The sequence below is a fragment of the Salmonella sp. WC3 genome (genome assembly GCF_042932255.1).
Lineage (GTDB): Bacteria > Pseudomonadota > Gammaproteobacteria > Enterobacterales > Enterobacteriaceae > Salmonella > Salmonella enterica.
On the sequence record NZ_CP170629.1, the window covers coordinates 3,123,879 to 3,146,518 of the forward strand.

Annotated in this window: 20 protein-coding genes, 4 pseudogenes and 1 riboswitch; of the genes and pseudogenes, 7 read left to right on the forward strand and 17 right to left on the reverse strand. The window is 47.8% G+C overall.

What is annotated here, in order from left to right; genetic code table 11:
• Window positions 1–53: 53 nt before the first annotated feature.
• From ACFK9X_RS15390 to ACFK9X_RS15410, 5 genes and pseudogenes are all read right to left on the reverse strand, one after another.
• Window positions 54–352 (reverse strand): annotated as a pseudogene (locus tag ACFK9X_RS15390) (ISAs1 family transposase); the annotation flags it as partial.
• Window positions 353–742: 390 nt separating this feature from the next.
• On the reverse strand, window positions 743–1,186 hold the full coding sequence (locus ACFK9X_RS15395) for a hypothetical protein (RefSeq protein WP_151116929.1): 444 nt from the start codon (window positions 1,184–1,186) through the stop codon (window positions 743–745).
• A gap of 546 nt (window positions 1,187–1,732) precedes the next feature.
• Window positions 1,733–2,152, reverse strand: a complete 420-nt coding sequence (locus tag ACFK9X_RS15400) for a hypothetical protein (RefSeq protein WP_000502181.1) — start codon at window positions 2,150–2,152, stop codon at window positions 1,733–1,735.
• 433 nt (window positions 2,153–2,585) lie between these two features.
• Window positions 2,586–2,783, reverse strand: a pseudogene (locus ACFK9X_RS15405) (hypothetical protein).
• A gap of 24 nt (window positions 2,784–2,807) precedes the next feature.
• On the reverse strand, window positions 2,808–3,425 hold the full coding sequence (locus ACFK9X_RS15410) for a hypothetical protein (protein ID WP_001618915.1): 618 nt from the start codon (window positions 3,423–3,425) through the stop codon (window positions 2,808–2,810).
• 163 nt (window positions 3,426–3,588) lie between these two features.
• Here ACFK9X_RS15410 and yegQ point away from each other — a divergent pair, with 163 nt between their 5' ends.
• Entirely contained in the window at window positions 3,589–4,950 is a 1,362-nt protein-coding gene (gene yegQ / locus ACFK9X_RS15415) for a tRNA 5-hydroxyuridine modification protein YegQ (RefSeq protein WP_001517981.1), read from the forward strand.
• 450 nt (window positions 4,951–5,400) lie between these two features.
• Window positions 5,401–5,579: pseudogene (locus ACFK9X_RS15420) on the forward strand (non-LEE encoded effector protein NleB); the annotation flags it as partial.
• A 9-nt stretch (window positions 5,580–5,588) separates the two neighbouring features.
• Here the strand turns inward: ACFK9X_RS15420 and ACFK9X_RS15425 are convergent.
• Window positions 5,589–6,005 (reverse strand): CesT family type III secretion system chaperone, encoded by a 417-nt coding sequence (locus ACFK9X_RS15425; RefSeq protein ID WP_001540404.1) that lies wholly within the window; start codon window positions 6,003–6,005, stop codon window positions 5,589–5,591.
• A gap of 121 nt (window positions 6,006–6,126) precedes the next feature.
• On the reverse strand, window positions 6,127–6,462 hold the full coding sequence (steD, locus tag ACFK9X_RS15430; RefSeq protein ID WP_001533113.1) for a type III secretion system effector SteD: 336 nt from the start codon (window positions 6,460–6,462) through the stop codon (window positions 6,127–6,129).
• A gap of 561 nt (window positions 6,463–7,023) precedes the next feature.
• Here steD and yegS point away from each other — a divergent pair.
• On the forward strand, window positions 7,024–7,923 hold the full coding sequence (yegS, locus tag ACFK9X_RS15435) for a lipid kinase YegS (RefSeq protein WP_151116931.1): 900 nt from the start codon (window positions 7,024–7,026) through the stop codon (window positions 7,921–7,923).
• Between the two features lie 52 nt (window positions 7,924–7,975).
• On the opposite strand, the gene fbaB is transcribed toward yegS, so the two are convergent.
• Window positions 7,976–9,028 (reverse strand): class I fructose-bisphosphate aldolase, encoded by a 1,053-nt coding sequence (gene fbaB, locus ACFK9X_RS15440; RefSeq protein ID WP_000129590.1) that lies wholly within the window; start codon window positions 9,026–9,028, stop codon window positions 7,976–7,978.
• Window positions 9,029–9,281: 253 nt separating this feature from the next.
• Here fbaB and ACFK9X_RS15445 point away from each other — a divergent pair, with 253 nt between their 5' ends.
• From ACFK9X_RS15445 to ACFK9X_RS15455, 3 genes and pseudogenes are all read left to right on the forward strand, one after another.
• Window positions 9,282–10,553 (forward strand): nucleoside permease, encoded by a 1,272-nt coding sequence (locus tag ACFK9X_RS15445; RefSeq protein ID WP_000858692.1) that lies wholly within the window; start codon window positions 9,282–9,284, stop codon window positions 10,551–10,553.
• A pseudogene (locus ACFK9X_RS15450) lies at window positions 10,550–11,543 on the forward strand (ADP-ribosylglycohydrolase family protein). Before ACFK9X_RS15445 ends, ACFK9X_RS15450 begins: the two are co-directional and overlap by 4 nt.
• Window positions 11,540–12,505, forward strand: a complete 966-nt coding sequence (locus ACFK9X_RS15455) for a PfkB family carbohydrate kinase (protein ID WP_151116933.1) — start codon at window positions 11,540–11,542, stop codon at window positions 12,503–12,505. The pseudogene ACFK9X_RS15450 and the gene ACFK9X_RS15455 overlap by 4 nt, the downstream one beginning before the upstream one ends.
• Here the strand turns inward: ACFK9X_RS15455 and ACFK9X_RS15460 are convergent.
• From ACFK9X_RS15460 to thiM, 3 genes are read right to left on the reverse strand one after another with little or no spacing between them, the layout of a single operon-like run.
• The gene (locus ACFK9X_RS15460) at window positions 12,479–13,225 is read right to left on the reverse strand and encodes a GntR family transcriptional regulator (protein WP_000434062.1); all 747 of its coding nucleotides are present in this window, start codon (window positions 13,223–13,225) and stop codon (window positions 12,479–12,481) included. The two genes, ACFK9X_RS15455 and ACFK9X_RS15460, sit on opposite strands and share 27 nt — an antisense overlap.
• Window positions 13,226–13,260: 35 nt before the next feature.
• Window positions 13,261–14,061 (reverse strand): bifunctional hydroxymethylpyrimidine kinase/phosphomethylpyrimidine kinase, encoded by an 801-nt coding sequence (gene thiD, locus ACFK9X_RS15465; RefSeq protein ID WP_151116935.1) that lies wholly within the window; start codon window positions 14,059–14,061, stop codon window positions 13,261–13,263.
• Entirely contained in the window at window positions 14,048–14,845 is a 798-nt protein-coding gene (gene thiM / locus ACFK9X_RS15470) for a hydroxyethylthiazole kinase (protein WP_024158931.1), read from the reverse strand. The genes thiD and thiM overlap by 14 nt, the downstream gene beginning before the upstream one ends.
• Window positions 14,846–14,876: 31 nt before the next feature.
• Window positions 14,877–14,973, reverse strand: a riboswitch (TPP riboswitch).
• Between the two features lie 282 nt (window positions 14,974–15,255).
• Here thiM and rcnB point away from each other — a divergent pair.
• A complete protein-coding gene (gene rcnB / locus ACFK9X_RS15475) occupies window positions 15,256–15,570 on the forward strand; it encodes a Ni(II)/Co(II) efflux transporter accessory subunit RcnB (protein ID WP_000837534.1) in 315 nt (104 codons plus the stop codon).
• Between the two features lie 261 nt (window positions 15,571–15,831).
• Here rcnB and ACFK9X_RS15480 read toward each other — a convergent pair whose 3' ends face one another.
• The 6 genes from ACFK9X_RS15480 to apbC all read right to left on the reverse strand — a co-directional run bounded on the left by ACFK9X_RS15480 (window position 15,832) and on the right by apbC (window position 22,574).
• Window positions 15,832–16,839, reverse strand: a complete 1,008-nt coding sequence (locus ACFK9X_RS15480) for a putative fimbrial-like adhesin protein (protein WP_151116937.1) — start codon at window positions 16,837–16,839, stop codon at window positions 15,832–15,834.
• Window positions 16,840–16,854: 15 nt separating this feature from the next.
• Window positions 16,855–19,344: a fimbrial biogenesis outer membrane usher protein gene (locus ACFK9X_RS15485; protein WP_151116939.1), complete on the reverse strand. Its 2,490-nt coding sequence runs from the start codon at window positions 19,342–19,344 to the stop codon at window positions 16,855–16,857.
• A 13-nt stretch (window positions 19,345–19,357) separates the two neighbouring features.
• A complete protein-coding gene (stcB, locus tag ACFK9X_RS15490; RefSeq protein WP_151116941.1) occupies window positions 19,358–20,041 on the reverse strand; it encodes a fimbrial biogenesis chaperone StcB in 684 nt (227 codons plus the stop codon).
• Window positions 20,042–20,096: 55 nt separating this feature from the next.
• On the reverse strand, window positions 20,097–20,627 hold the full coding sequence (yehD, locus tag ACFK9X_RS15495) for a fimbrial protein YehD (RefSeq protein ID WP_151116943.1): 531 nt from the start codon (window positions 20,625–20,627) through the stop codon (window positions 20,097–20,099).
• Between the two features lie 278 nt (window positions 20,628–20,905).
• On the reverse strand, window positions 20,906–21,187 hold the full coding sequence (locus tag ACFK9X_RS15500) for a YehE family protein (protein ID WP_000760404.1): 282 nt from the start codon (window positions 21,185–21,187) through the stop codon (window positions 20,906–20,908).
• A gap of 277 nt (window positions 21,188–21,464) precedes the next feature.
• Entirely contained in the window at window positions 21,465–22,574 is a 1,110-nt protein-coding gene (gene apbC, locus ACFK9X_RS15505; RefSeq protein ID WP_001005424.1) for an iron-sulfur cluster carrier protein ApbC, read from the reverse strand.
• Window positions 22,575–22,640: the final 66 nt, after the last annotated feature.

The following is a 22,640-nucleotide window of genomic DNA, read 5'->3' on the forward strand; positions in this document are numbered from 1 at the left end:
TTATTCTTATCCATCTCATTATCTCACATCCCCAAACTTCATATTCACCCGATTTTTATTATTTCAAATAAGCTCTTGACATTTCCCCTTCTTATTCTGCAATCATCCTCGTTCATCGCTACATCCAAACGCCAGTGCAATTTATTTTCCACATCCCAATGACTTCTCATCACATTAGCAAATTTTTCTGCTGTTAAATCCGCTGAACTTATATAAAATCTCACCAACATTTCCGGTTCTTTCTTTCCGCTATGTTTCTCTGAACGAAAGAATACCGCCACACATAGCTTTTTTAACCCTTCCATTCAAATGTAAAATCAATTATCTCATCAGGAACATCACTGACAATATGAGTCATATGTTATTTAACATTCAATGAGAAATATATCTCTTTGTAATCTTTAAATAAGGGTGAATCCCCTACGCCCATAAAAATGAACATTATTTTTGTTGGTGGTAATGCCACCTCTGCCTGAAGGCACTGATCTATCAGGGAAAGACCATAACAACCATAACTCAAACATTAATTTATGAATTTAGTAATAACGCAACATTGATCTGTAAAATCCAGCACTGACTTGTATTTAAAAAGTCGTATTTAACGTGATAAATATACGACTCCTGGTTATTTTATTCTTTATCCCGGTGTGTACAAAAATATACTTTCATACTCTCGTCATGATGCTGAAGGTTAAATTTAATTCATTTTAAAAGGCTAACACCAGGATAAAGATCTACCTCGTTACCAAATCAATTTGCCACCACCACCTATATAACTCCGGCCTGGATATGGAAGTATAAACATGTCATCACATTTTTCCCTGGAACCCCCCCAGTATATCGTTTCCTTACCATCGGACCATTCTGCCGTGGCAGCAGCATTAATAGAAAAATGCCACTTTTTCTTATTATAAATCAACTCACCCGTTATTTCACAGGGAAACCAGAGCCAAAATCCAGTCATGGTATCACTCATTTCCTTATATTTATCACTTAACGAAAATATTTTTTCTATCTGACTTGCATTTAAAACCCATTTATTGCATAAGTTTCTATCCCCAGGCTCTTTATTATAAGGACTCATATAATGGGACTGATTTATTTTTAATATCTTCATATCAGCAAAACAATAACTCACAGAGGATAAAAATAGAATCACAAAAATAATCACATTATTCGCTTTCATATTAACACTCTATCCAGGTCGAACGCATACCTTTGTCGTTTAGTCGAGCGGCGGCGGGCATATAGTTTTCCTCATTATATATTGATGTAATTTTGTATCATTGCAATTATAATATTAAAGTTACCTTGCTCAGTTTAGTAAAAAAGCAGAATATGTTTGACGTCAATATTATCCAACGCTTCTATGAAGAAGTACAAATCCAAAATAACAGTTTGCACTTGCTTTTTGATTAAATAATGAGAAACTTTTACCTGACTTGTTCTTTGCCTAATTACTACAAATCCGTGAGTTTGTACTCGATTTTACATTATTGTCGATAGTCAGGAATTATTGATATACAATTCAGTAAATTTGACAAATTCGTTTCAGAATGACCTTGCTTTTATGTGGACTTCATTCATTTTTCAAGCCGTCTCATATAATGTTTTCATGCAAATTTTCTTGTCATACACATTGAAAACATATAACAAAAATATGTTCACGACATATCCAATTAATATTTAATACCATCATCAACTTCATTATCATAATTTATGAAATATAGAATTATTTTAGTGTGATACGTTTGAGTGGCAACCACTTACCAGGCTGAGAATATGAAAACATTTTTCCTTTTATATAATATGCTTTTCCTTTATTGCTTATCTCAAATTGCGGTGATGGATATGGACATGCATTTTCCTCGTCGCCGTTATAGTATAATGCCAAAACATCAGAATTGATTTTTAAAGAGTAGTCACCAATGCATGTTATCCCCGCATGCCAGGTTGTCATGGATAAAGAAGCACGATTATTTTTACTATCTATCTTTAAATTATATTGTAAAAAAACCTGACTCCCATCATTTAACTGCTCGCCAAGTTCCTCGACTCTAAAGTTACCATCCCATTGAGTTTGAGTAATCGCAAAAGTATTTGCGCTCCATAAGCAAGAAAAAATAAATAGATACTTTATAAAATCGCCCATACCACTAACCCCTGATTTAATATGTAGAAGGTATCAATTCAGTATTCAGCATTGCCACACTATACACAAAATCACTCAAGTTGCATCAAGGCGGCAAGGATTTGCTATTGCGCAATGCGTAAAAAATATCAAGAAAAATATATTTTCATAATAAAATCTACTAATAAGTAGATTCAATGGATTCCATCTTATCAATACGTAATTATCATTTTCTGTTCAACTTCAACCTGATTTCCTCTTAGTACTGAGTATCGTCTGCGATCGTTAATTCTACATCTGATGATATCTCGTTAAAAAATAACGCTACCGCCATACCCTGGTTTACAAACCTGCACCCCCTAAGATTACTCTCTTATCTGCATTAAGAATATCATTGTGTTTTTTTTCGGAATATATAAAGATTCCCCATAGTGGATACATAACGTGAGCCAAATTAGTTAAAGACGTAATCACTGACGCTATAATAAGTCAAATGACCTTTAGTATTTTCTTTAATGCATGTTGCCGAGGTAATTTCAAGTTTATTTTTAGTGAATTAGTTTAATATTCAAGAAATGCTTTATTTAAATCCTGAATATTGGGGGCAGTGTCATAACATCCTGATAGCAGAAAGATATAAATAAGCAGCTATTTACCCTGATTAAACATATATGCCTCACGCACTACAATCTTCCGTGACCAAATCCAGCAGCGTTAAACTCCACCCTTTGCCCAAGCCATGAAGCTCGCTCAGATGAAAAATCAAACCATCACCCCATTCTTTCGGCACTGCCACCACTCGCTCTGATTGCAGCTCAAGCCGCCTGGCGTTTGCTATACGGGTATCCGACGCCTGATCCCCACTATCCACTCCATTCACCATGCTAAACGTCAGCAGCGCATTATTAGTACCGGTATAGCTGACAAAAAAACCGGCGTGATCCCATCCCTTTTCACAAACGTATTCAACCTCCGTGTGGTGATCAAATTCGTTATCCACAGGAATATGCTCTGAAAACCAACCTACCTGCCCCAACAGGTAGTTAAAACCGGGTATCGGCTTATTAATATCAAAACTTTTCATCCACTTATAATCAACCCCAGCCCCAATTCGGTACAGCACATACATCCCAACTTTTTTATCAATCAGGGCATTAATTTTCGCGTTGTCTCGCTGCTGAAAAGCGATAATCACCTGTCTTGCCGTCTCTTCAAACGACGGAGCGGCACAAACGGGATGCGCGACCATTCCCAGCAGACTCAACGCGATGGCCGTGCGGCTCATTTTCATCATTGGCTCTCCATTAACATCCTGTGTTCTATTAGCGCCAATATACTCTCGCAATATTTACTCGGCCTGTCCGTAAGCGTACAATGCCCGCCCTTAAAGTGAGGACTCTCCTCAAGCCGCCTCATCAGGTGAGGCGGATCTGACCTGTCATCAGAACGAGAAAATGATGTTTAAACCAGAACTTCTTTCGCCGGCGGGAACGCTGAAAAATATGCGTTACGCTTTCGCTTACGGTGCCGATGCCGTCTATGCGGGCCAACCACGCTACTCTTTACGCGTGCGTAATAACGAATTCAATCACGAAAATTTGCAGCTTGGCATCAACGAAGCCCACGCGCTCGGAAAAAAATTCTACGTGGTGGTGAACATCGCCCCGCATAACGCCAAGCTCAAAACCTTTATCCGTGACCTGAAACCCGTCGTCGAGATGGGCCCGGATGCGCTGATCATGTCCGATCCAGGGTTGATTATGCTGGTACGCGAGCACTTCCCGGCAATGCCGATTCACCTGTCGGTACAGGCTAACGCCGTAAACTGGGCGACGGTAAAATTCTGGCAGCAGATGGGGCTGACCCGTGTGATTCTCTCCCGCGAACTGTCGCTGGAAGAGATTGAGGAAATTCGCCAGCAGGTGCCGGATATGGAAATAGAAATTTTCGTCCACGGCGCGCTATGCATGGCCTATTCCGGCCGCTGCCTGCTTTCCGGCTACATCAATAAACGCGATCCGAATCAGGGCACCTGCACCAATGCCTGCCGTTGGGAATATAACGTGCAGGAAGGAAAAGAAGACGTTGTCGGCAACATCGTGCATAAGCACGAACCGATTCCGGTACAGAACGTTGAGCCGACGCTCGGTATCGGCGCGCCGACGGATAAAGTGTTTATGATAGAAGAGGCCCAAAGACCGGGCGAATACATGACCGCGTTCGAAGACGAGCATGGCACCTATATCATGAACTCAAAAGATTTGCGCGCTATCGCCCACGTGGAGCGCCTGACGAAAATGGGCGTCCACTCGCTGAAAATCGAAGGCCGCACCAAATCCTTTTATTACTGCGCCCGTACCGCACAGGTCTACCGTAAGGCCATCGACGACGCCGCCGCGGGTAAACCCTTCGACCCTACGCTGCTGGAAACGCTGGAAGGTCTGGCTCATCGCGGCTATACCGAAGGTTTCCTGCGTCGCCATACGCACGACGATTACCAGAATTACGAGTACGGGTACTCCGTTTCCGAACGCCAGCAATTTGTCGGCGAGTTCACCGGCGAGCGTAAAGGCCAACTGGCGGCCGTGGCGGTGAAGAATAAATTCTCCGTTGGCGATAGTCTGGAGCTGATGACTCCGCAGGGAAATATCAATTTCACCCTAGAACAGATGGAGAACGCCAAAGGCGACGCTATGCCGGTGGCACCTGGCGATGGCTATACCGTCTGGATGCCCGTCCCGCAGGACGTTACGCTGGATTACGCACTATTGATGCGTAATTTCTCAGGCGAATCAACGCGTAACCCCCATGCTAAGTAGTTAATTGCGGTTATTTTTTCATGGCGGGAAGATTCTTAGAAATTGATCACATACCGCTTCGCTCAATGCGGGTATTATTCAACGCGCTGAAAAACATAACCCATAAATGCTAGCTGTACCAAGAACCACCTCCTTGGCCTGCGTAATCTCCCTTACGCAGGCTTATTTTTTGCGTATAATCAATAAAAAAGTGGTACTTCCCGCCATAGCCAACATTGACCACACTAACCAAAGCGCAAATGGGCGCTTAGGTTTACAGACCTCCCCTATTCATGGCCAGCCAGCAAGTCACAATCCTCCCCGCATCCGGTCGGACTCAGGACTTAGCATTCTGACTTTTACGTTTAACATCAGTGAATTAAATCAATAACTGCTTTGTGAGAACTTACACAAAAAGTTTCCAGATTATTAAATTAAGGTTAAAAACTGATAATTTAAGCGTGTAAAGGTATGGCACGTTTTAATGCCGCTTTTACAAGGATTAAAATAATGTTTCCCGGATTAGAGGTTTGATTTCATGTCAAAGTAATACTCAAACCATCGCACCTACGCTCAGTCCACCTTCATCAGGCCATGTAAGTTTTGCTGGGATTGATTATCCTCTATTGCCACCAGATCACCAAATCCCCTTCCCACCGTCACGTATAATCGGTATCCAGAGTTATTCCTTTATCCTGTAAAATGTGATACAGATTCTCCATTGATCTAATAACTACCTCAATTTCACATTCAAGTTTCTCTACAGAACTTTCATTTAGTGAGAAGTTGAGAGCCAATAATAATGATTGTGAGTTATTATCATAACACAAATGTGGTCCATTATTCTCTGCAAACCATAAATTAGCATTGAGAAATTCAAAAGCAAGATTATTATTATCCGGAGGTCTTCCGCAAAAACCGTATATCATTATATACTCACTGTTAGTGCTTGTTAGTAAGATACGGTAACGGTTATCTATAATAAATGAGCATAATCTGTTTTCGTCAAAGACAATTGAATCGGTATTTAATTTTAGTGAAAACTGTCTTAATAAGCGATCGGCTCTTGAATACATAACACCCCATACTCTATCTAAAGCGTTCCTATATAAGTCATAAGCCTCTGGTCTGGACGCTTAACACCCCGTGTCATCGTCGGAATTCGTCTTTTCCCTATGACTTGCTGTGTTTGCTCATTTATGGCCAGGCTGGCCGGGTTCTGATGCCATTTGCGCTAAGGTATAGTCCGGCGCATATTCCCATCATACCAATTCCCCCCATGCCAAACGATGCGCCTAAAACCGTCAGGGCGGTAGTATATGCAGTACCACTACTGACACTGGCGACAGCCCCTGAGCATACCCCACTGAAAACACCTGTAAACAATGCCGTGGTTCCCAGGCACATTAAACATCTGGGTTTATTGCCGTAAGCGTTAAAATCAACGATTTCAGCTACCGGTTTTTCGTCATTACCCCGTTCAGAAGGAGGGAGCAATGGCGTTTGCGCATTCACGCCTGAAGTGACATTCATATAAACCTCTTCATGCACATGCCTGTTTATGTTTATGAGAAAAGCGATACATCAGGCAACGGTACGACTATAGGACACCGCGCTAAGCCATCATCTAAATAGGTTTTATTTGATATATAGTAGCGTGCTTCTAATAGTGCGCCGTGTTTCTGCTAAAGAGTCTAAAGAACATTTCGATTTTATGCTATTAAAAAGTATGTTTGGTAATAAATATCAGGTTTTTATCTGATATTATGGTGTTTGAAATTAATACTGATAACTGACGTATGTTCGTCTTGTTAATTCTCCGTTTCGTTATCAAAGGCGCTATATCGGAAAGCGTCTGACTACCCCTTGTGATTTCCTTGCACTCTCACAAGCGCTACTCAATGCGCATACCGGCATCTCTCTTGTCGCCATTTGCCTTAAACCATGCTTCGCTTACCGCTGCGTACAGCAGGAAGAAAAACGGTAAAGCAATAAGTGCGCAACATTTCAATTTTCATCCTGTTCTGACCTCGCTTTTTCATTTCTGCTATACACTTTCTGGAGATTGTTGTTCAACCTATTAAGGCATAACGGATGGCTAACTTTCCCGCCAGCTTACTGATCCTCAATGGCAAAAGCGCTGATAACCAGCCGCTACGTGAGGCCATTACTCTACTTCGCGACGAAGGCATACAGATTCACGTTCGGGTAACCTGGGAAAAAGGCGACGCGCAGCGTTACGTTGATGAAGCCCGTAGACTGGGCGTTGAAACGGTGATTGCCGGCGGCGGAGACGGTACCATTAATGAAGTGTCGACCGCGCTCATCCAGATCCGCGACGGCGTAGCCCCTGCACTGGGCATTTTGCCGCTCGGCACTGCCAACGATTTTGCCACCAGCGCCGGTATTCCTGAAGCGCTGGACAAAGCGCTGAAACTGGCGATTGCCGGAAACGCGATGGAAATTGATATGGCCAGGGTCAATGATAAAACCTGTTTTATCAATATGGCGACGGGCGGTTTTGGCACCCGCATTACCACCGAAACGCCGGAAAAACTTAAAGCCGCATTGGGCGGCGTCTCCTATCTTATCCACGGTCTGATGAGAATGGATACGCTGACCCCTGATCGCTGCGAAATACGTGGCGAAAACTTTCACTGGCAGGGCGATGCGCTGGTGATCGGCATCGGCAACGGTCGTCAGGCCGGCGGCGGGCAGCAATTATGTCCCACCGCGCTGGTTAACGACGGACTGTTACAGCTACGGATTTTTACCGGCGAAGAGCTGCTGCCGGCGCTGTTTTCCACACTCACGCAGTCAGATGACAATCCGAATATTATTGACGGCGCCTCAGCGTGGTTTGATATTCATGCGCCGCATGAAATCACGTTCAATCTGGATGGCGAACCACTCAGCGGCCAAGAATTTCATATTGAGGTGCTGCCTGGCGCATTACGCTGTCGGCTGCCGCCAGACTGCCCGTTACTACGTTAATAACACCTGTCGCTGGCCGGATGCGTTCACATCCGGCTTTTCTTCGTTGAACTCAGGCGATGGTGACTTTGCTATCCAGATAGACATCCTGTACGGCGTTAATCAACTTCACGCCATCAGCCATCGATTTCTTAAAGGCTTTACGTCCCAGAATTAGCCCCATTCCACCGGCTCGTTTGTTGATCACCGCGGTACGAACCGCGTCGCCGAGATCAGTGTCGCCGCCGTCCGCGCCGCCGGAGTTGATAAGCCCGGCGCGTCCCATATAGCAGTTCGCCAACTGGTAACGTACCAAATCGATCGGGTTATCGCTGGTCAGTTTGCTGTACACGCGGTCATCGGTATAGCCGAAGTTGACTGCTTTATAACCGCCATTATTCTCGGCCATTTTCTGTTTCACAATATCCGCGCCAATCGTAGCGGCCAGATGGTTGGCTTGCCCCGTCAGGTCAGCGGATACATGGTAATCAACGCCGTCTTTTTTAAAGGAAGAATTACGCAGGTAAGCCCACAATACGGTCACCATACCCAGCTCATGCGCACGCTCAAAAGCGGCGGAGATCTCTTCAATCTGGCGACGAGACTGTTCCGAACCGAAATAGATCGTCGCGCCTACCGCCACGGCGCCCATATTGAACGCCTGCTCAACGCTGGCGTACAGGGTCTGATCGTACTCTGTCGGATAGCTCAATGTTTCGTTGTGATTCAGTTTGACCAAAAACGGAATACGGTGCGCATAGCGCCGTGAAACCGAGGCCAGTACGCCGTAGGTAGAGGCCACGCAGTTACAGCCGGCCTCAATCGCCAATTCAACAATGTTTTTTGGGTCAAAGTAGCGCGGGTTGGCCGCAAAAGAGGCGCCGGCGGAGTGCTCCACTCCCTGATCGACGGGCAGTATCGAAAGGTATCCTGTTCCCGCCAGGCGTCCAGTATTATAGAGCGTCTGCATATTACGCAGAACGGCTGGTGGACGATTATTGTCAATCATCACCCGGTCAACGTAATCCTTGCCGGGTAGATAAAGCTGATCGGAAGGAATGGTCATACAACGATGCTGTAAAAGGCTGTCGGCGTCTTTGCCAAGCAACTGCGCAATATCAGTCATAGCTATGCTCCCGTAAGTTCCGATAGGGTATCGGAAGATGAATAGTCCTGCCCCGCAGATTGCGGGTCGCAATAAGCCTGGTACTGACCGACCATTTTTGCCAACTTTAGCGCATTTTTTCGGCGCTATCTGCTGACTCGATTCACGTCCGAAAAAGTGTTAGATCGGTCAAAATTAATGCTCAATGGTATTTAAAAGGTATTATTAAATGGTATTGTCATGGCGTACCTTACCTGTCATGAAGGATTCAAAAATGAAAACGACCTTTAAACTGTCGTTCATGATGTTCGTGGAGTGGTTTATCTGGGGCGCCTGGTTCGTCCCCCTGTGGCTATGGCTAAATAAAAGCGGGTTTTCCGCCGGTGAAATAGGCTGGTCTTATGCCTGTACCGCCATTGCGGCGATCCTGTCGCCGATTCTGGTCGGCTCCGTTACCGACCGTTTTTTCTCAGCGCAAAAAGTCCTGGCGGTACTGATGTTTGCAGGCGCCGTGCTGATGTATTTCGCGGCGCAGCAAACCACCTTTGCCGGATTCTTTCCGCTGCTTCTGGCCTATTCATTGACCTATATGCCGACCATCGCGCTGACAAACAGCATTGCCTTCGCTAACGTACCGGACGTTGAACGCGATTTTCCACGCATTCGCGTTATGGGAACCATTGGGTGGATTGCCTCCGGCCTCGCCTGTGGATTCCTGCCGCAAATGTTAGGCTATAACGATATTTCCCCCACCAACATTCCACTGCTCATAACCGCCGCAAGTTCAGCGTTGCTGGGCGTATTTGCGTTCTGTCTGCCAGACACGCCGCCAAAAAGCACCGGCAAGATGGATATTAAAGTGATGCTGGGGCTGGATGCGCTGGTTCTGCTGCGCGATAAAAACTTTCTCGTTTTCTTCTTCTGTTCCTTCCTGTTTGCGATGCCGCTGGCCTTCTACTACATCTTCGCTAACGGCTATCTGACAGAAGTGGGAATGAAAAACGCCACCGGCTGGATGACGCTCGGCCAGTTCTCTGAAATCTTCTTTATGCTGGCGCTACCCTTTTTCACTAAGCGCTTTGGTATTAAAAAGGTATTGTTACTTGGTCTTATTACCGCCGCGATCCGCTACGGCTTTTTTGTCTATGGCGGCGCGGAGACGTACTTCACTTACGCCCTGCTGTTCCTCGGTATTTTGCTGCACGGCGTAAGTTACGATTTCTACTACGTCACCGCCTACATTTATGTCGATAAAAAAGCGCCGGTTCATATGCGTACCGCTGCGCAAGGGCTTATCACCCTCTGCTGTCAGGGATTCGGCAGCCTGCTGGGCTATCGTCTCGGCGGCGTGATGATGGAAAAAATGTTTGCTTATCCGCAACCGGTTAACGGTCTGACATTCAACTGGGCGGGCATGTGGACGTTTGGAGCAGTGATGATTGCCGTCATCGCGCTACTGTTTATGATTTTCTTTCGCGAATCGGACAAAGAGATCACTGCTATTGACGATCGCGATATTGCGTTGACACAAGGGGAAGTAAAATGAAAGCAGAACGTATTCTCGGTGCTCTTTACGGGCAAGCGTTAGGGGATGCGATGGGAATGCCCTCTGAGCTGTGGCCGAGAACACGCGTCAAAGCGCATTTTGGCTGGATTGACCGCTTTCTGCCCGGGCCATGCCGCCTGCTATTTTAACCGCGCGGAGTTTACGGATGATACCGCAATGGCGCTCTGCCTGGCCGACGCGCTACTCGAATGCGAAGGCAACATTGATCCCGAGATTATTGGGCGTAACATCCTCGCCTGGGCGGAACGCTTTGATGCGTTCAATAAAAATGTACTCGGCCCGACGTCAAAAATTGCGCTGAACGCGATTCGCGACGGCAAACCCATCGCGGCGCTGGAAAACAACGGCGTGACTAACGGCGCGGCCATGCGCGTTTCGCCGTTGGGCTGCCTGTTGCCGCCAACTAACCTGACAGCCTTTATAGCAGAAGTAGCGTTAGCCTCCAGCCCGACGCATAAATCCGATCTGGCGGTGGCTGGCGCCGTGGTTGTCGCCTGGGCCGTCTCGCGAGCGGTTAACGGCGACACATGGCAAAGTATTGCCGACTCGCTCCCCGCCGTCGCCCATCAGGCGCAGACAGCGCGTATTACAACGTTTAGCGCCTCGCTATCGGCACGTCTGGAACTGGCGCTAAACATTGTCCGCCACGCCGACGGCGTCGAATCTGCCAGCGAACAGCTCTATCAGATCATCGGCGCGGGAACCAGCACCATTGAATCGGTTCCCTGCGCTATCGCCATGGTGGAACTGGCGAATACCGATCCTAACCGCTGTGCCGTGCTGTGCGCTAACCTCGGCGGCGATACCGACACTATCGGCGCGATGGCTACCGCCATTTGCGGCGCGTTGCACGGGGTAAGCGCCATTAACCCCCAGTTAAAGCAAACGCTGGACGAGGTTAATCAGCTGGATTTTGCGCGCTATGCCGTTGCGCTGGCGAGCTATCGTCAACGGCGGGAGGCACTATGAACGGCGCACGGTTGCTGACATTATTACCGACCCTGCATACCCGGCGTCCGCTCACCGTTATCGGCGCGGCAGTGATCGATATCATTGCCGACGCCTGGACGTTGCCGCGTCGCGGAGGCGATATTGAACTGCAACAACAGAGCGTCAATGTCGGCGGCTGTGCGCTGAATATTGCCGTGGCGTTGAAACGACTGGGGATTGACGCCAGCAATGCGCTGCCGCTGGGCCAGGGCGTGTGGGCGGAGAGGATTCGCCGCCGTCTGGCAAAAGAGGGATTATCCAGCGTGATTGACGCGGTTGAAGGAGATAACGGCTGGTGTCTGGCGTTAGTCGAACCGGATGGCGAACGCACGTTTATGTCTTTTAGCGGCGTGGAAAACCAGTGGAATGCGGACTGGCTGTCGCAGCTCAGGACACCGCGGGGCAGTCTTGTCTACCTGTCCGGCTATCAACTGGCCTCGTCCTGTGGCGAGCCACTGATCCAGTGGCTGGAAACCGTCGACGATGTAACGCCTTTTATCGATTTTGGCCCGCGAATCGGTGATATTACAGACGATGCAATGGCGCGCATTATGGCCTGCCGGCCCACCGTCTCCCTCAACCGCCAGGAAGCCATCATCGCTGCGGAACGCGCCGGGCTTGCGACCGATACGCGCACTTTCGGCGAAGCATGGGTAAAACGCTTTTCCGCGCCGCTGGTGGTGCGCCACGATAAAGACGGAGCGTGGTATTTTAGCGCGCAATCTTCCGGCGTTGTGCCAGCGTTTCCGGCAACCGTGGTGGATACCATCGGCGCGGGCGACAGCCATGCTGGCGGCGTGCTGGCAGGACTGGCGTCAGGCTGGCCGCTCGCGGATGCCGTACTGCTGGGAAATGCGGTGGCAAGCTGGGTGGTCGGGCATCGCGGCGGCGACTGCGCGCCCACGCGCGAGGCGCTACTCCTCGCACACAAAAACGTATAGGTCGCTACGACAATAACTGATGCTGTATTCAATAGGCCGCTGCTGCTGATCGAGCGCCACCTGCTTAATCACCAGCACCGGCACTTTACCATCCATTTGAATATGCGACTGAAACTCATCATCCGGCATCCGGGCGCTGACGCGGGATCGGGTACGCTGAGGGTAAATGTGCTGGCGACGAAAATAGTCATACAACGAAATGCCAATCGCGTCGACATCATGAATCAGATGCGCGGGCACCCAGGACTCTTCAATCGATACCGCGTCCTCATCAACATAACGAATGCGTTTGAGTAAAAAGACGTCGCTGCCTGCGGGGATCGCCAGATGCTGCGCGACCTCATCCGGACAACTTACCACGCGTTTGTTAACCCATAGCGTATCCGGTTTTTTGCCGCGCAAGACAACCTGCTGAGAAAATCCCCGCGCCTCTTTCAGGGAATATTCAAAGATATTATTGATTTGCGTACCGTAACCACGGGCGCGCGTGACGACACCCTCTTCTTCCAGCGCCTGCATCGCTTTCCGTACCGTGATGCGCGAGACGCCGGTAAGCTGGCTGAGATCGCGTTCGCCAGGCAAAATATTACCGTGCTCAAGAATACCGCTGCGCACGGCATCCTTTACCGTCTGGGCGAATTTCATGTATAGCGGCGTATTATCCGCCGCTGAAATTCGTTCATTCAGTTGCGCGATGAGCCGGGTATGCGCTTGTTCCATTTATCTTTCCTGACGACGGGTCTGTAGGCAGTATACTACCACCACGCGTGGAAATGATGTACCGGACCAATGCCCTTCCCCACTTCCAGCGTGTCCGCCTGCGCCAGCGCCGCCGAAAGCCATGTCTTCGCCTCGTTTACCGTCTCTCCCCAACAGTGATGCCGGGGCCGTAACGCCGCCAGCGCCGCCGACAGCGTACAGCCCGTTCCATGCGTATTTTTGGTGTTCACACGCGGCGCGCTAAAACGTTGCTCGCCCTCACGGGTAAAGAGCCAGTCCGGGCTTTGCGCATCCTCTAAATGCCCGCCTTTCATCAATACCGCTTCACACCCCATCGCCAGTAACGCCCGCCCCTGCGCCAGCATCTCCTGTTCCGTACGCGCATGGGGCGCATCCAGCAACGCTGCGGCTTCCGGCAAATTAGGCGTAATCAGCGATACCTGCGGCAACAGCCGGACGCGTAATGTTTCTATCGCAGAGGGCGAGAGCAACGGATCGCCGCTTTTCGCCAGCATCACCGTATCCAGCACCACATTACGTACATGATGGCGCTGTAGTCGTTCCGCCACGGCCTCGACAATATCGGTTTCCGCCAGCATCCCGATTTTCGTGGTATCAATGCGCACATCGCTGAACACGGAATCAAGTTGAGCGGCGACAAAGTCCGGCTCTATCCGGTACACCGACTGTACGCCACAGGTATTTTGCGCCACCAGCGCGGTGATGACCGAACAGCCATATGCGCCCAGCGCGGAAAAGGTCTTGAGATCCGCCTGGATACCGGCCCCGCCGCTGGGATCGGTGCCGGCAATCGTCAGCGCGTTAATTCGTTGCATTGGCCGCCTCCACATCCAGATGATAGAGCGCATCAAGAAAAGCCGGGATGAAGCTGCCCGGTCCTTCGCTACGCTCTGCCGCGGCCTGTCCAGCCAGTTTCATCCAGCAGCAGGCCGAAGCGACATTGTCCAGCGCGGCGCCCGGTAACGCGCAACTGGCGGCGACGACCGCCGACAACGCGCAGCCGGTGCCTACAATGCGAGTCATTAACGGATCGCCGCCGGGAATGCTCAGCGTGCGCTGACCGTTAGTGACGTAATCTACCTCTCCGGTAACCACAACGATGCAGTCTATCTGACGCGCCAGCGCCTGCGCCGCAGGCAGTGCGGCCAACGCCGCCTCGGTGGTATCTACGCCGCGTCCGCCCAGCGCCATGCCGGATAACGCCAGGATTTCCGAGGCGTTGCCGCGTATTGCCGCCGGGCGCAGGGACAAGAGATCCAGGCAAAATCGCCGACGAAATTCCAGCGCGCCCACCGCGACAGGATCAAGGGTCCACGGCGTTTTGGCATCATAAGCGCTTTCTACCGCCGCACGCATCGCGTCAGCGCGTGAGGCGGTTAAGGTTCCGACATTAACCAGCAAGGCGTTGGCGATGGCGGCAAACGGTCTGGCCTCGACAGGATCAATCACCATGGCGGGTGAAGCGCCCAGCGCCAGCAGCGTATTGGCGGTAAATGTTTGTACGACGTCATTCGTCATACAGTGCGTAAGCGGGGAGTGCGCGCGAAAGTGTTTTAACGTATGCGCCGCAAGCGTGCGGCAGTGCAGGTCAGGCTGCATGGTTCAGCTCCTGCCCGCGTGAAGAAGGGACACGAGCAGTGTCAGACTTCCCTACGCTGGCATTATCCAGATCAGGTGGTACGGGTATTTCTCAGCCTTCACAAAGAAGGGCACCCCGAGTCGTCAAGCCCCGCCGTGTTAAGCGGGGGTTTCGCTATTAAGCATACTGTCTGCGCCAGACAATGTAAATTTACAGTCAGCGGCGGACGATAATTTCAGCGTTATCAGATAGTTCTCAAAACCTATTCGGTTCTGGCAAACTTGCTGGCGGATATGTTGCTGCACGACGCTTTCGTTTACACTTTTTACGAAAAGGGGCGTGAGATAACAAAATAGCGCTTGTCAGATACGTCACCAGCAGAAATGATACACACGATGTTAACTGACCCGCATATGTGGAGGGTAAAAGTATGAAAAGTAAGTTGCTGCCTTGCGCGCTGTTGCTTGCAACCAGTTTTGCATGGGCCGCCCCCGCGACAACGGGCATTGATCAATATGAGTTAAAAAGCTTTATCGCCGACTTCACCCACTTCAAGCCCGGCGATACCGTTCCGCAAATGTACCGCACCGATGAGTATAATATTAAACAGTGGAAATTACGTAATCTGCCCGCGCCAGATGCCGGTACTCACTGGACCTATATGGGCGGCGCGTATGTACTGATTAACGATACCGATGGAAAAATCATCAAAGCCTATGATGGCGAGATTTTTTATCATCGATAAAAAAAGCCCCCTCATCCAGAGGGGGAAATACAGCCCCATGTTACTTTTTTATTAGCCCTTAATCACTCTATCCCCTTCAAACCTCCTTTTTGTTGACTGCCTTCACTACCCGATTCGCTCTGGATCTCGCCCTTTTGAAACTACCGCATACCACATTAAAATTTATTGCAGAAAGATTGTCATCCCGGTCACTTATTATTGTAAGTGACCGGAAGTTCATTCACCTATCGCGCCATATATCTTAAATGTTTTTCATATATATTAATCGTATTTCACATAGATCAGCGCAGTCGCTTTTAGATCGCCTGGTTTTATATTGTCTCGGTCATAAACATAATAACTGGCGATAATAGGGATTGTTATCATATCACTGTTGAGCGGCGTGCCTACTTGATCCACTTTCCATAACGTTGAAGCATTACCCTGCTCTGCTGTATTTGAAATATTCACCGTTTTTCCACCACTCTCCAGTATAAATCCGACGCCATTATTCACAGCACCACGCAACACAGAATAGCTATCTGGTATTAAATCACTGCTGGAGAGATAAACCGTCATTTTACGCGATGTTTGTTTAGCATTACCAAAAAGATTATCACACTGGAGTCGAATATTATCCGCGGCATTTTTGTTGCTGACCTTGCCTGTGTTATATAATTCAGAAAGCGCAATATTCGGTAGCGTGATCGTCAGATCTTCAGGTTTGCAGGTTGTCTGCTTGCGATCGTAGGACACAAACAGATCAAATGAATATAACCCTGCACCTCTAAGATAACTATTATAATCTGCGGCACAGGCATTCCAGCCTCTTCCTGCTAGCAGGCACCCTAAAAACCGCAAACCGGCCGTAAACTGAGTTGCAGAAGAAGCGCTTGTTATTGATACCACCCCGTTGATTAGGACACTGTTCCCACTACCGGCAGAAATATTTACATTCGCCCCAGAGGAAGCGGGTTCAACCGTTACCGTATAGCCCGTTGTAAACGGCATTGTGAGAGTATTATTATCTGCCCAGGCGATTTTTAACTTCAGTTTTACTGTATCATTGTATAATCCCACGATGATATCGGAAGGATCCATACTCGTTATCTTATAAGTCCCTGAACAAGTTGTATCGTTAAAATTATGGCTATAAGTTGCGGACTGATTAGGGTTAATCGTAAAATCCTCACGAATAATTAAATTATCCTGATAAGTAATCTCTCCCGTACAGGCTGCGTATGTTTCAGGTAAAATCAATAACATCACGATAAAAAGAAAGAGTTTCATTTCACCACCTCACCACTACCGACAAATATAAACTTTACTTTCATCAACCGTTTTACCAAAGGTGATTGAACATGAAAGCCCCTGCTCTTTATCTACTGGTACACTGACTTCGGGCGGAATATCATTCGTTCGAATAAATAGCTGACTACCTTGTCCAACAATGCCCACATTATGACCATGATGATCTACTACATCATAACCAAAAATAAGAGGCGAGCCATCAGGACGCTGCGCTTTAATAAACCATGGTTTACGCTGGTCGGTATCAAAATTCACTAGCACGACGGCCCCTCGGTACGGGGCGGCAACTTTACGGTTACCGCGTAATTCCGTTTCACTGCTACTTTGCGACACATCAAGCATAAGATGGTTTTCGCGATATGGCGTAAGGTTGTCATAAACCACCGTTCCTTTTTTATTGGTGGTCCGATATTTTTGGCCGTTAACGTAGGCTCCTTCAAGTCCCGGAGCCTGCATAATCGTAAAGGTATCTGAAAGCCGGCTGGATAAATTCAACCCGCCACTCCAGGCTACAACCCCACCGGAAATACTTCCGCCGGTCTGAGTATAATTGGACGACTGGCTGTAACTACCATTAAGCGTTGCAACGGGCGTATTCCAGGTTAAATTCGTCCCCGCTGTGGTCTCACTATCCTGTCGCTGATGACTAACATTCACGCCGTAATTAAATTGATCGCGACTGCCTGCCGTACCGGTTAAACCAATATTGTTTGAGGTAAATCCATCATCATCAAAGGTCGTCGAGTTCGACACATTCAGATGACGCCGCGGGGTAGTAATACCGTCCCCCCAGTCAAAGGGAATTGAAATAAACAGGTTAAAACGTTTATCTTCATTATGATCCTCGTCGTAAGTCTGACTGGCGGATAACGTATAATTACTTTTCTGGAACGTATTGGAATAGCTTATTTGATAATCTTTACTGGTGCCGCTACGTCCCCAGTAATCACGCCATAATGCACTCAGTGATACTGCGCCCCATCCTTCTGGCAAGGATTGGCTCACATTAGCTGAAAACGTATTTTTACGCCCAAAATCGTTTTGATAATAATCAGCAATATCGTATACATCATTCTTATCGCGACGATAGTTATTTTTATTATTGGCCCAGACATGATCGTTAAATGTGCGGTAATCCTGTGATGAATACCGATACGCAGCCAGACCAAACCGAGTTAATGTTTGGGTCAGGTATTTATTATAAGCAATCTGATAACTCTGACCATCAAATACATCGCCATTATCCTGTTTACTGTGCGCTCGCGTAGCGTCAAGCGAAATGGCGCCAATCCGGGTATTCCACCCCGTGCCGAGGGTAAACGCATTATAATGGTTCGATAGCATCGTACCGCCATAAAGCGTCAACAGGTTATTAAGGCCATACTGATAACTGATTTGTGTAAAATCGGCCTGATTATCGGCGCCTTCAATATGACTACGGCCGGCGGAAAAATCATACTTAGAGACGCCAGGCTGCAACATGTTCGGTACGGAAGCGTAAGGCACCAGCCAGGTATTTATCGAACCATCCGCCTCACGCACGGTGACATCAAGATCCGCGCCACCGCCCGCGAGTTGCAGATCCGCAATGGAAAAGGGGCCAGGAGGAACCTCTTTCTGATAAACAACGAATCCGTTCTGTTCGATGGTTACCAAAGCGTTAGTCTGTGCAATCCCCTGCACCAACGGCGTAAAATTCTGTTTCGAGTTTGGCAACATTTGCATATCGCGGAACAGGCGAACGCCGGTAAATCTCACAGAATCAAAAATCTCTGACGAGGTATACTGATCCCCGGCGCGTAATGTGCCGAGGAGCTCAGCGATACCGCGCTCCAGATACAATGTGTTGCTTTTCCACTCACCGCTGCTGCCATCGGTTTTATTAAATGTGGTATCCGCATGCGCTTGCCAGCCCAACAGATTGAAACCGCTATTGAACCGAACGTAAGTACTTTCACTACTGCCAGAATTCTTATAGTCACTGTAATACTGGCTGGCATAGTAAGAAGTATAAAATGCATTGATGCCGCGATCCCAGTTTTCAGGCAATACATAACCCGCCTCGACCTCATTTACATAGGCCTGGGGAACGCTCAAATCCAGCCGAAAAACGCCAATATTAAAAGTATAGCCACCGCTTCTCACGACATCTTTTAACGCAATACAATCCGTTGCTCCCTGCGGTTGCAGACCATCGCTTATCACTCCAATATTTTTCAACAACTCAGTTGAAATACACGTGCTACCGGGTTCATCGGCAACAATGATATCGTATTTACCTCGCCATTGATTGTTGACATAAATATCCAGTTCGTACTGTCCCGGAATTGGCTTATTCTCATCCAGATGGAAATTTGTTATTTTTTGATCTCTCATTCCCCCCACCATAAAATGGGTATCAAACGTTTCCGTCGCGATAGCCTGCGTTTGCCAGGTAAACAGAGTCAATAAAACAAGCGAAGCGATGGGCGTCATCCTTAGCATGATGAACTCCTGTTTATTTTACATTGATTTTGCTACTAATATAGTTACCATTATCATCAATAATTGTTACTTCATACTGGCTTGTTGACGCATATTTCATGTTAATATTTTGCGTCGATAGCGGTGGCAGCATGATAGTTTGATCATTAATCTTAGTATTTCCTGCTTTTACATCCGTCACGGTAATCCAGTTTGCAGTATCATTTTTCATGATGACAGTTTTATTACTGCGAAATAAACCAATCCGCTGAAAACTGTCTTTGGTTACGGCGGCAATTCGACTGGGGCGCCATATTAATTTTATTCGATTCTGCATTGCGAATTTAAGCACATTTTTACCGGCGTTTTCCTGGCTGTTTGGTGGAATATCAAGCACATTCAGATAAAACAGACTTTCTTTGTTGTCCGGTAAGCTATTAGGCATTTTCTTGATTTTGATCTGCTGACCAGACTCAGCGGCAACGCGCGCCACTGGCGGCATCAGCATAAATGGCACCTGAATTTTTTCTGGCGGTAATGAAGTGTTACCGTCATCAATCCAGGACTGTACCAGCGAAGCTTGCTCGCCCTGATTCACCAATTGTACAACGACTTCTTTCTTCTCTGCCGGGTAAATCACACGCGTACCATAAATAACAATACCAGCATGCGCAGGCAAAATTATGGCAGATAATAATACTGCAGATAATATTTTCATATTTACACGGCCTTGCTTATAAAAAACCGGCGACGAACGCCGCCGGTTGAATAAATTAGTCAGTAACAACCGTTAAAGTCAGTGTTGAGCTAACATCACCAGAAGCAACATCACCGTCTAAACGCGCATAGCGTGCTAAAAAAGTCAGGTCGTATTCACCGCTGCTATTTGGATCTAGTGTCACCCCCGTCTCTGGATCAATCTGATTATCCGTACTTCCGTAGTAAACCGCAAAACCGACACCTTTGGCAGACCCGTTGTTAAATGTGATATCGCGGCTGTCAAATTGCGTTGAAGAGAAGGTAATACGCGGCGCTACACCCTGTTGACATTTTATTTTCAACGGCATCTGAGTTTGATTAGTTACTGCGTCATAAATCTGACCCGGGGTTAAATTAATTATTTTATCCGCACCAATTTCATTCAGTCTAATTTCAGCGGTGTTCGTACCCAAAAATTGGCAGGTAGTACCAACCACCTTTCCGTTAATATTCAGAGCGCCTGAATCATACTCATCAGCAGCAAAAACCCCAGCGCTCATAAATACAGCAGACAATACAGAAGCAGCAATAAGTGAACGTTTCATAATCTCTTCCTTAATGAAGTAATTTCTATTTGTTAAGAGTTATTAACCCTTGCAACGAAAATTCTCATAGACAGGAAGTTATCGCAATGTAAACAAGATGTTTTGTTGATTTAAAACAATTTACAGATTGCAATATAATTGCAACAAATAATCATTGCTTATCATTATTTTGTAAACTTATTAATTTCCGAAATTTACTGCCCTTAAATATAAACACAACAAATAAAAAAGCCCATATCATTGATATCAATGATATGGGCCTGCGGAATTAATAAGAATTAGTCGTAATGATTAACAACAATCTGTCGGGTGCTATCACCAGGCACCGTGTATAGCTGCGTTGTCACACCTCTCATCGGCGTAGCGGCGGGTGTTTGCAGAGTTGAAACGTGGATAGTGTTGCCGCAACGCTGCTGCAACTGTGCGTTTACCACTTCTGTACTGCACGTTGGCGCGGTCACTTTTCCACTGATGGTTAATGTTGCGGTGTCGGAGGCAAAAACAGGTACGCTTATCCCATAAGCCGAAACTATAATTCCCATCAGCAAATATTTTTTCATAGTGAGTAATTGTTCCTCTGGTGAACGTCAAACAGTATGCAGGCCGTCCTGATGAGCAGTATGAACGTATCGATACCTTAAAACCAATTGAAAAAATAAATCAGTAGGATAGGTATGATCAATTCAAATAATGTTTTTGCCGATTATTTCAGATAAACACCTGTCTGTTTAAGCAGGAATTAACAATGCGGGGGCTATTATTTTATTAATACATTCACTGCATCAATATATATTAATGCAGTGAATGTCATATTCTCTTTGGAATACGTCAGGAGGATTACACCGCGCGGAAGGCGATTTCTCCCGGAATCACTTCACCCTGCCAGTAAAGCTGTGCCGCAACGCGATCGGCCAGTTCGCGATAGATCGCGGTAAATTCGCTCTCCGGACGGCTAACCACCGTCGGCGTACCGCGATCGAGATCTTCACGCAGACTAATATGCAGCGGCATCTGACCCAGAAGCTGAGTATGGTATTTTTCCGCCAGCTTCTGCGCGCCGCCCGTGCCGAAGATCGGTTCGTGATGGCCGCAGTTGCTACAAATATGCATACTCATATTTTCCACAATGCCGAGCACCGGCACTTCCACCTTCTCGAACATCACGATACCTTTTTTGGCGTCGATTAGCGCGATATCCTGCGGCGTAGTCACCACCACCGCGCCGGTAACAGGAATGTTCTGCGCCAGCGTTAGCTGAATATCCCCGGTTCCCGGCGGCATATCCAGTACCAGATAATCCAGATCCGGCCACAGCGTCTCCTGTAACATCTGCATCAGCGCCTTACTGGCCATTGGGCCGCGCCATACCATCGCGTTATCGTCAGTCACCAGATAGCCGATCGAGTTGGTCGCCAGGCCGTGAGACATAATCGGCGCCATATGCGTACCGTCTGGCGATGTTGGGCGCTGATCTTCTGCGCCAAGCATGGTTGGGATCGACGGACCGTAAATATCGGCATCGAGAACCCCGACCTTTGCGCCTTCAGCCGCTAACGCCAGCGCCAGGTTTACCGCCGTGGACGATTTACCCACCCCGCCTTTACCGGAGCTCACGGCAATGATGTTTTTCACGCCATTAATGCCAGGCTGATTTTTGACGCGTTTCAGCGTCGCAATGTTGTACGACAGTTTCCAGTCGATCGCTTTTGCGCCCGTAATACGTAACAGATCGGCGCTGCATTGCTCTTTTAATACCTCAAACGCGCTGTTCCAGACGAACGGCATGACCAGCTCAACGTGCAGCGTATCATCCATCCAGGCGACGTGGTGCAACGCCTTAAGCGTGGTGAGGTTATGCTTCAGGGTTGGGTGCTGAAAATTCGCCAGCGTCCCGGCGACCATCGCTCGCAGGGTATCTGGTGATTTGGCCTGGGATTGTTCGTTCATCCCGACTCCTTTTGTAGTTCTGAAAAATACGATTGTAACTTTGTAGTTTACTCCAGCGGTAACAAT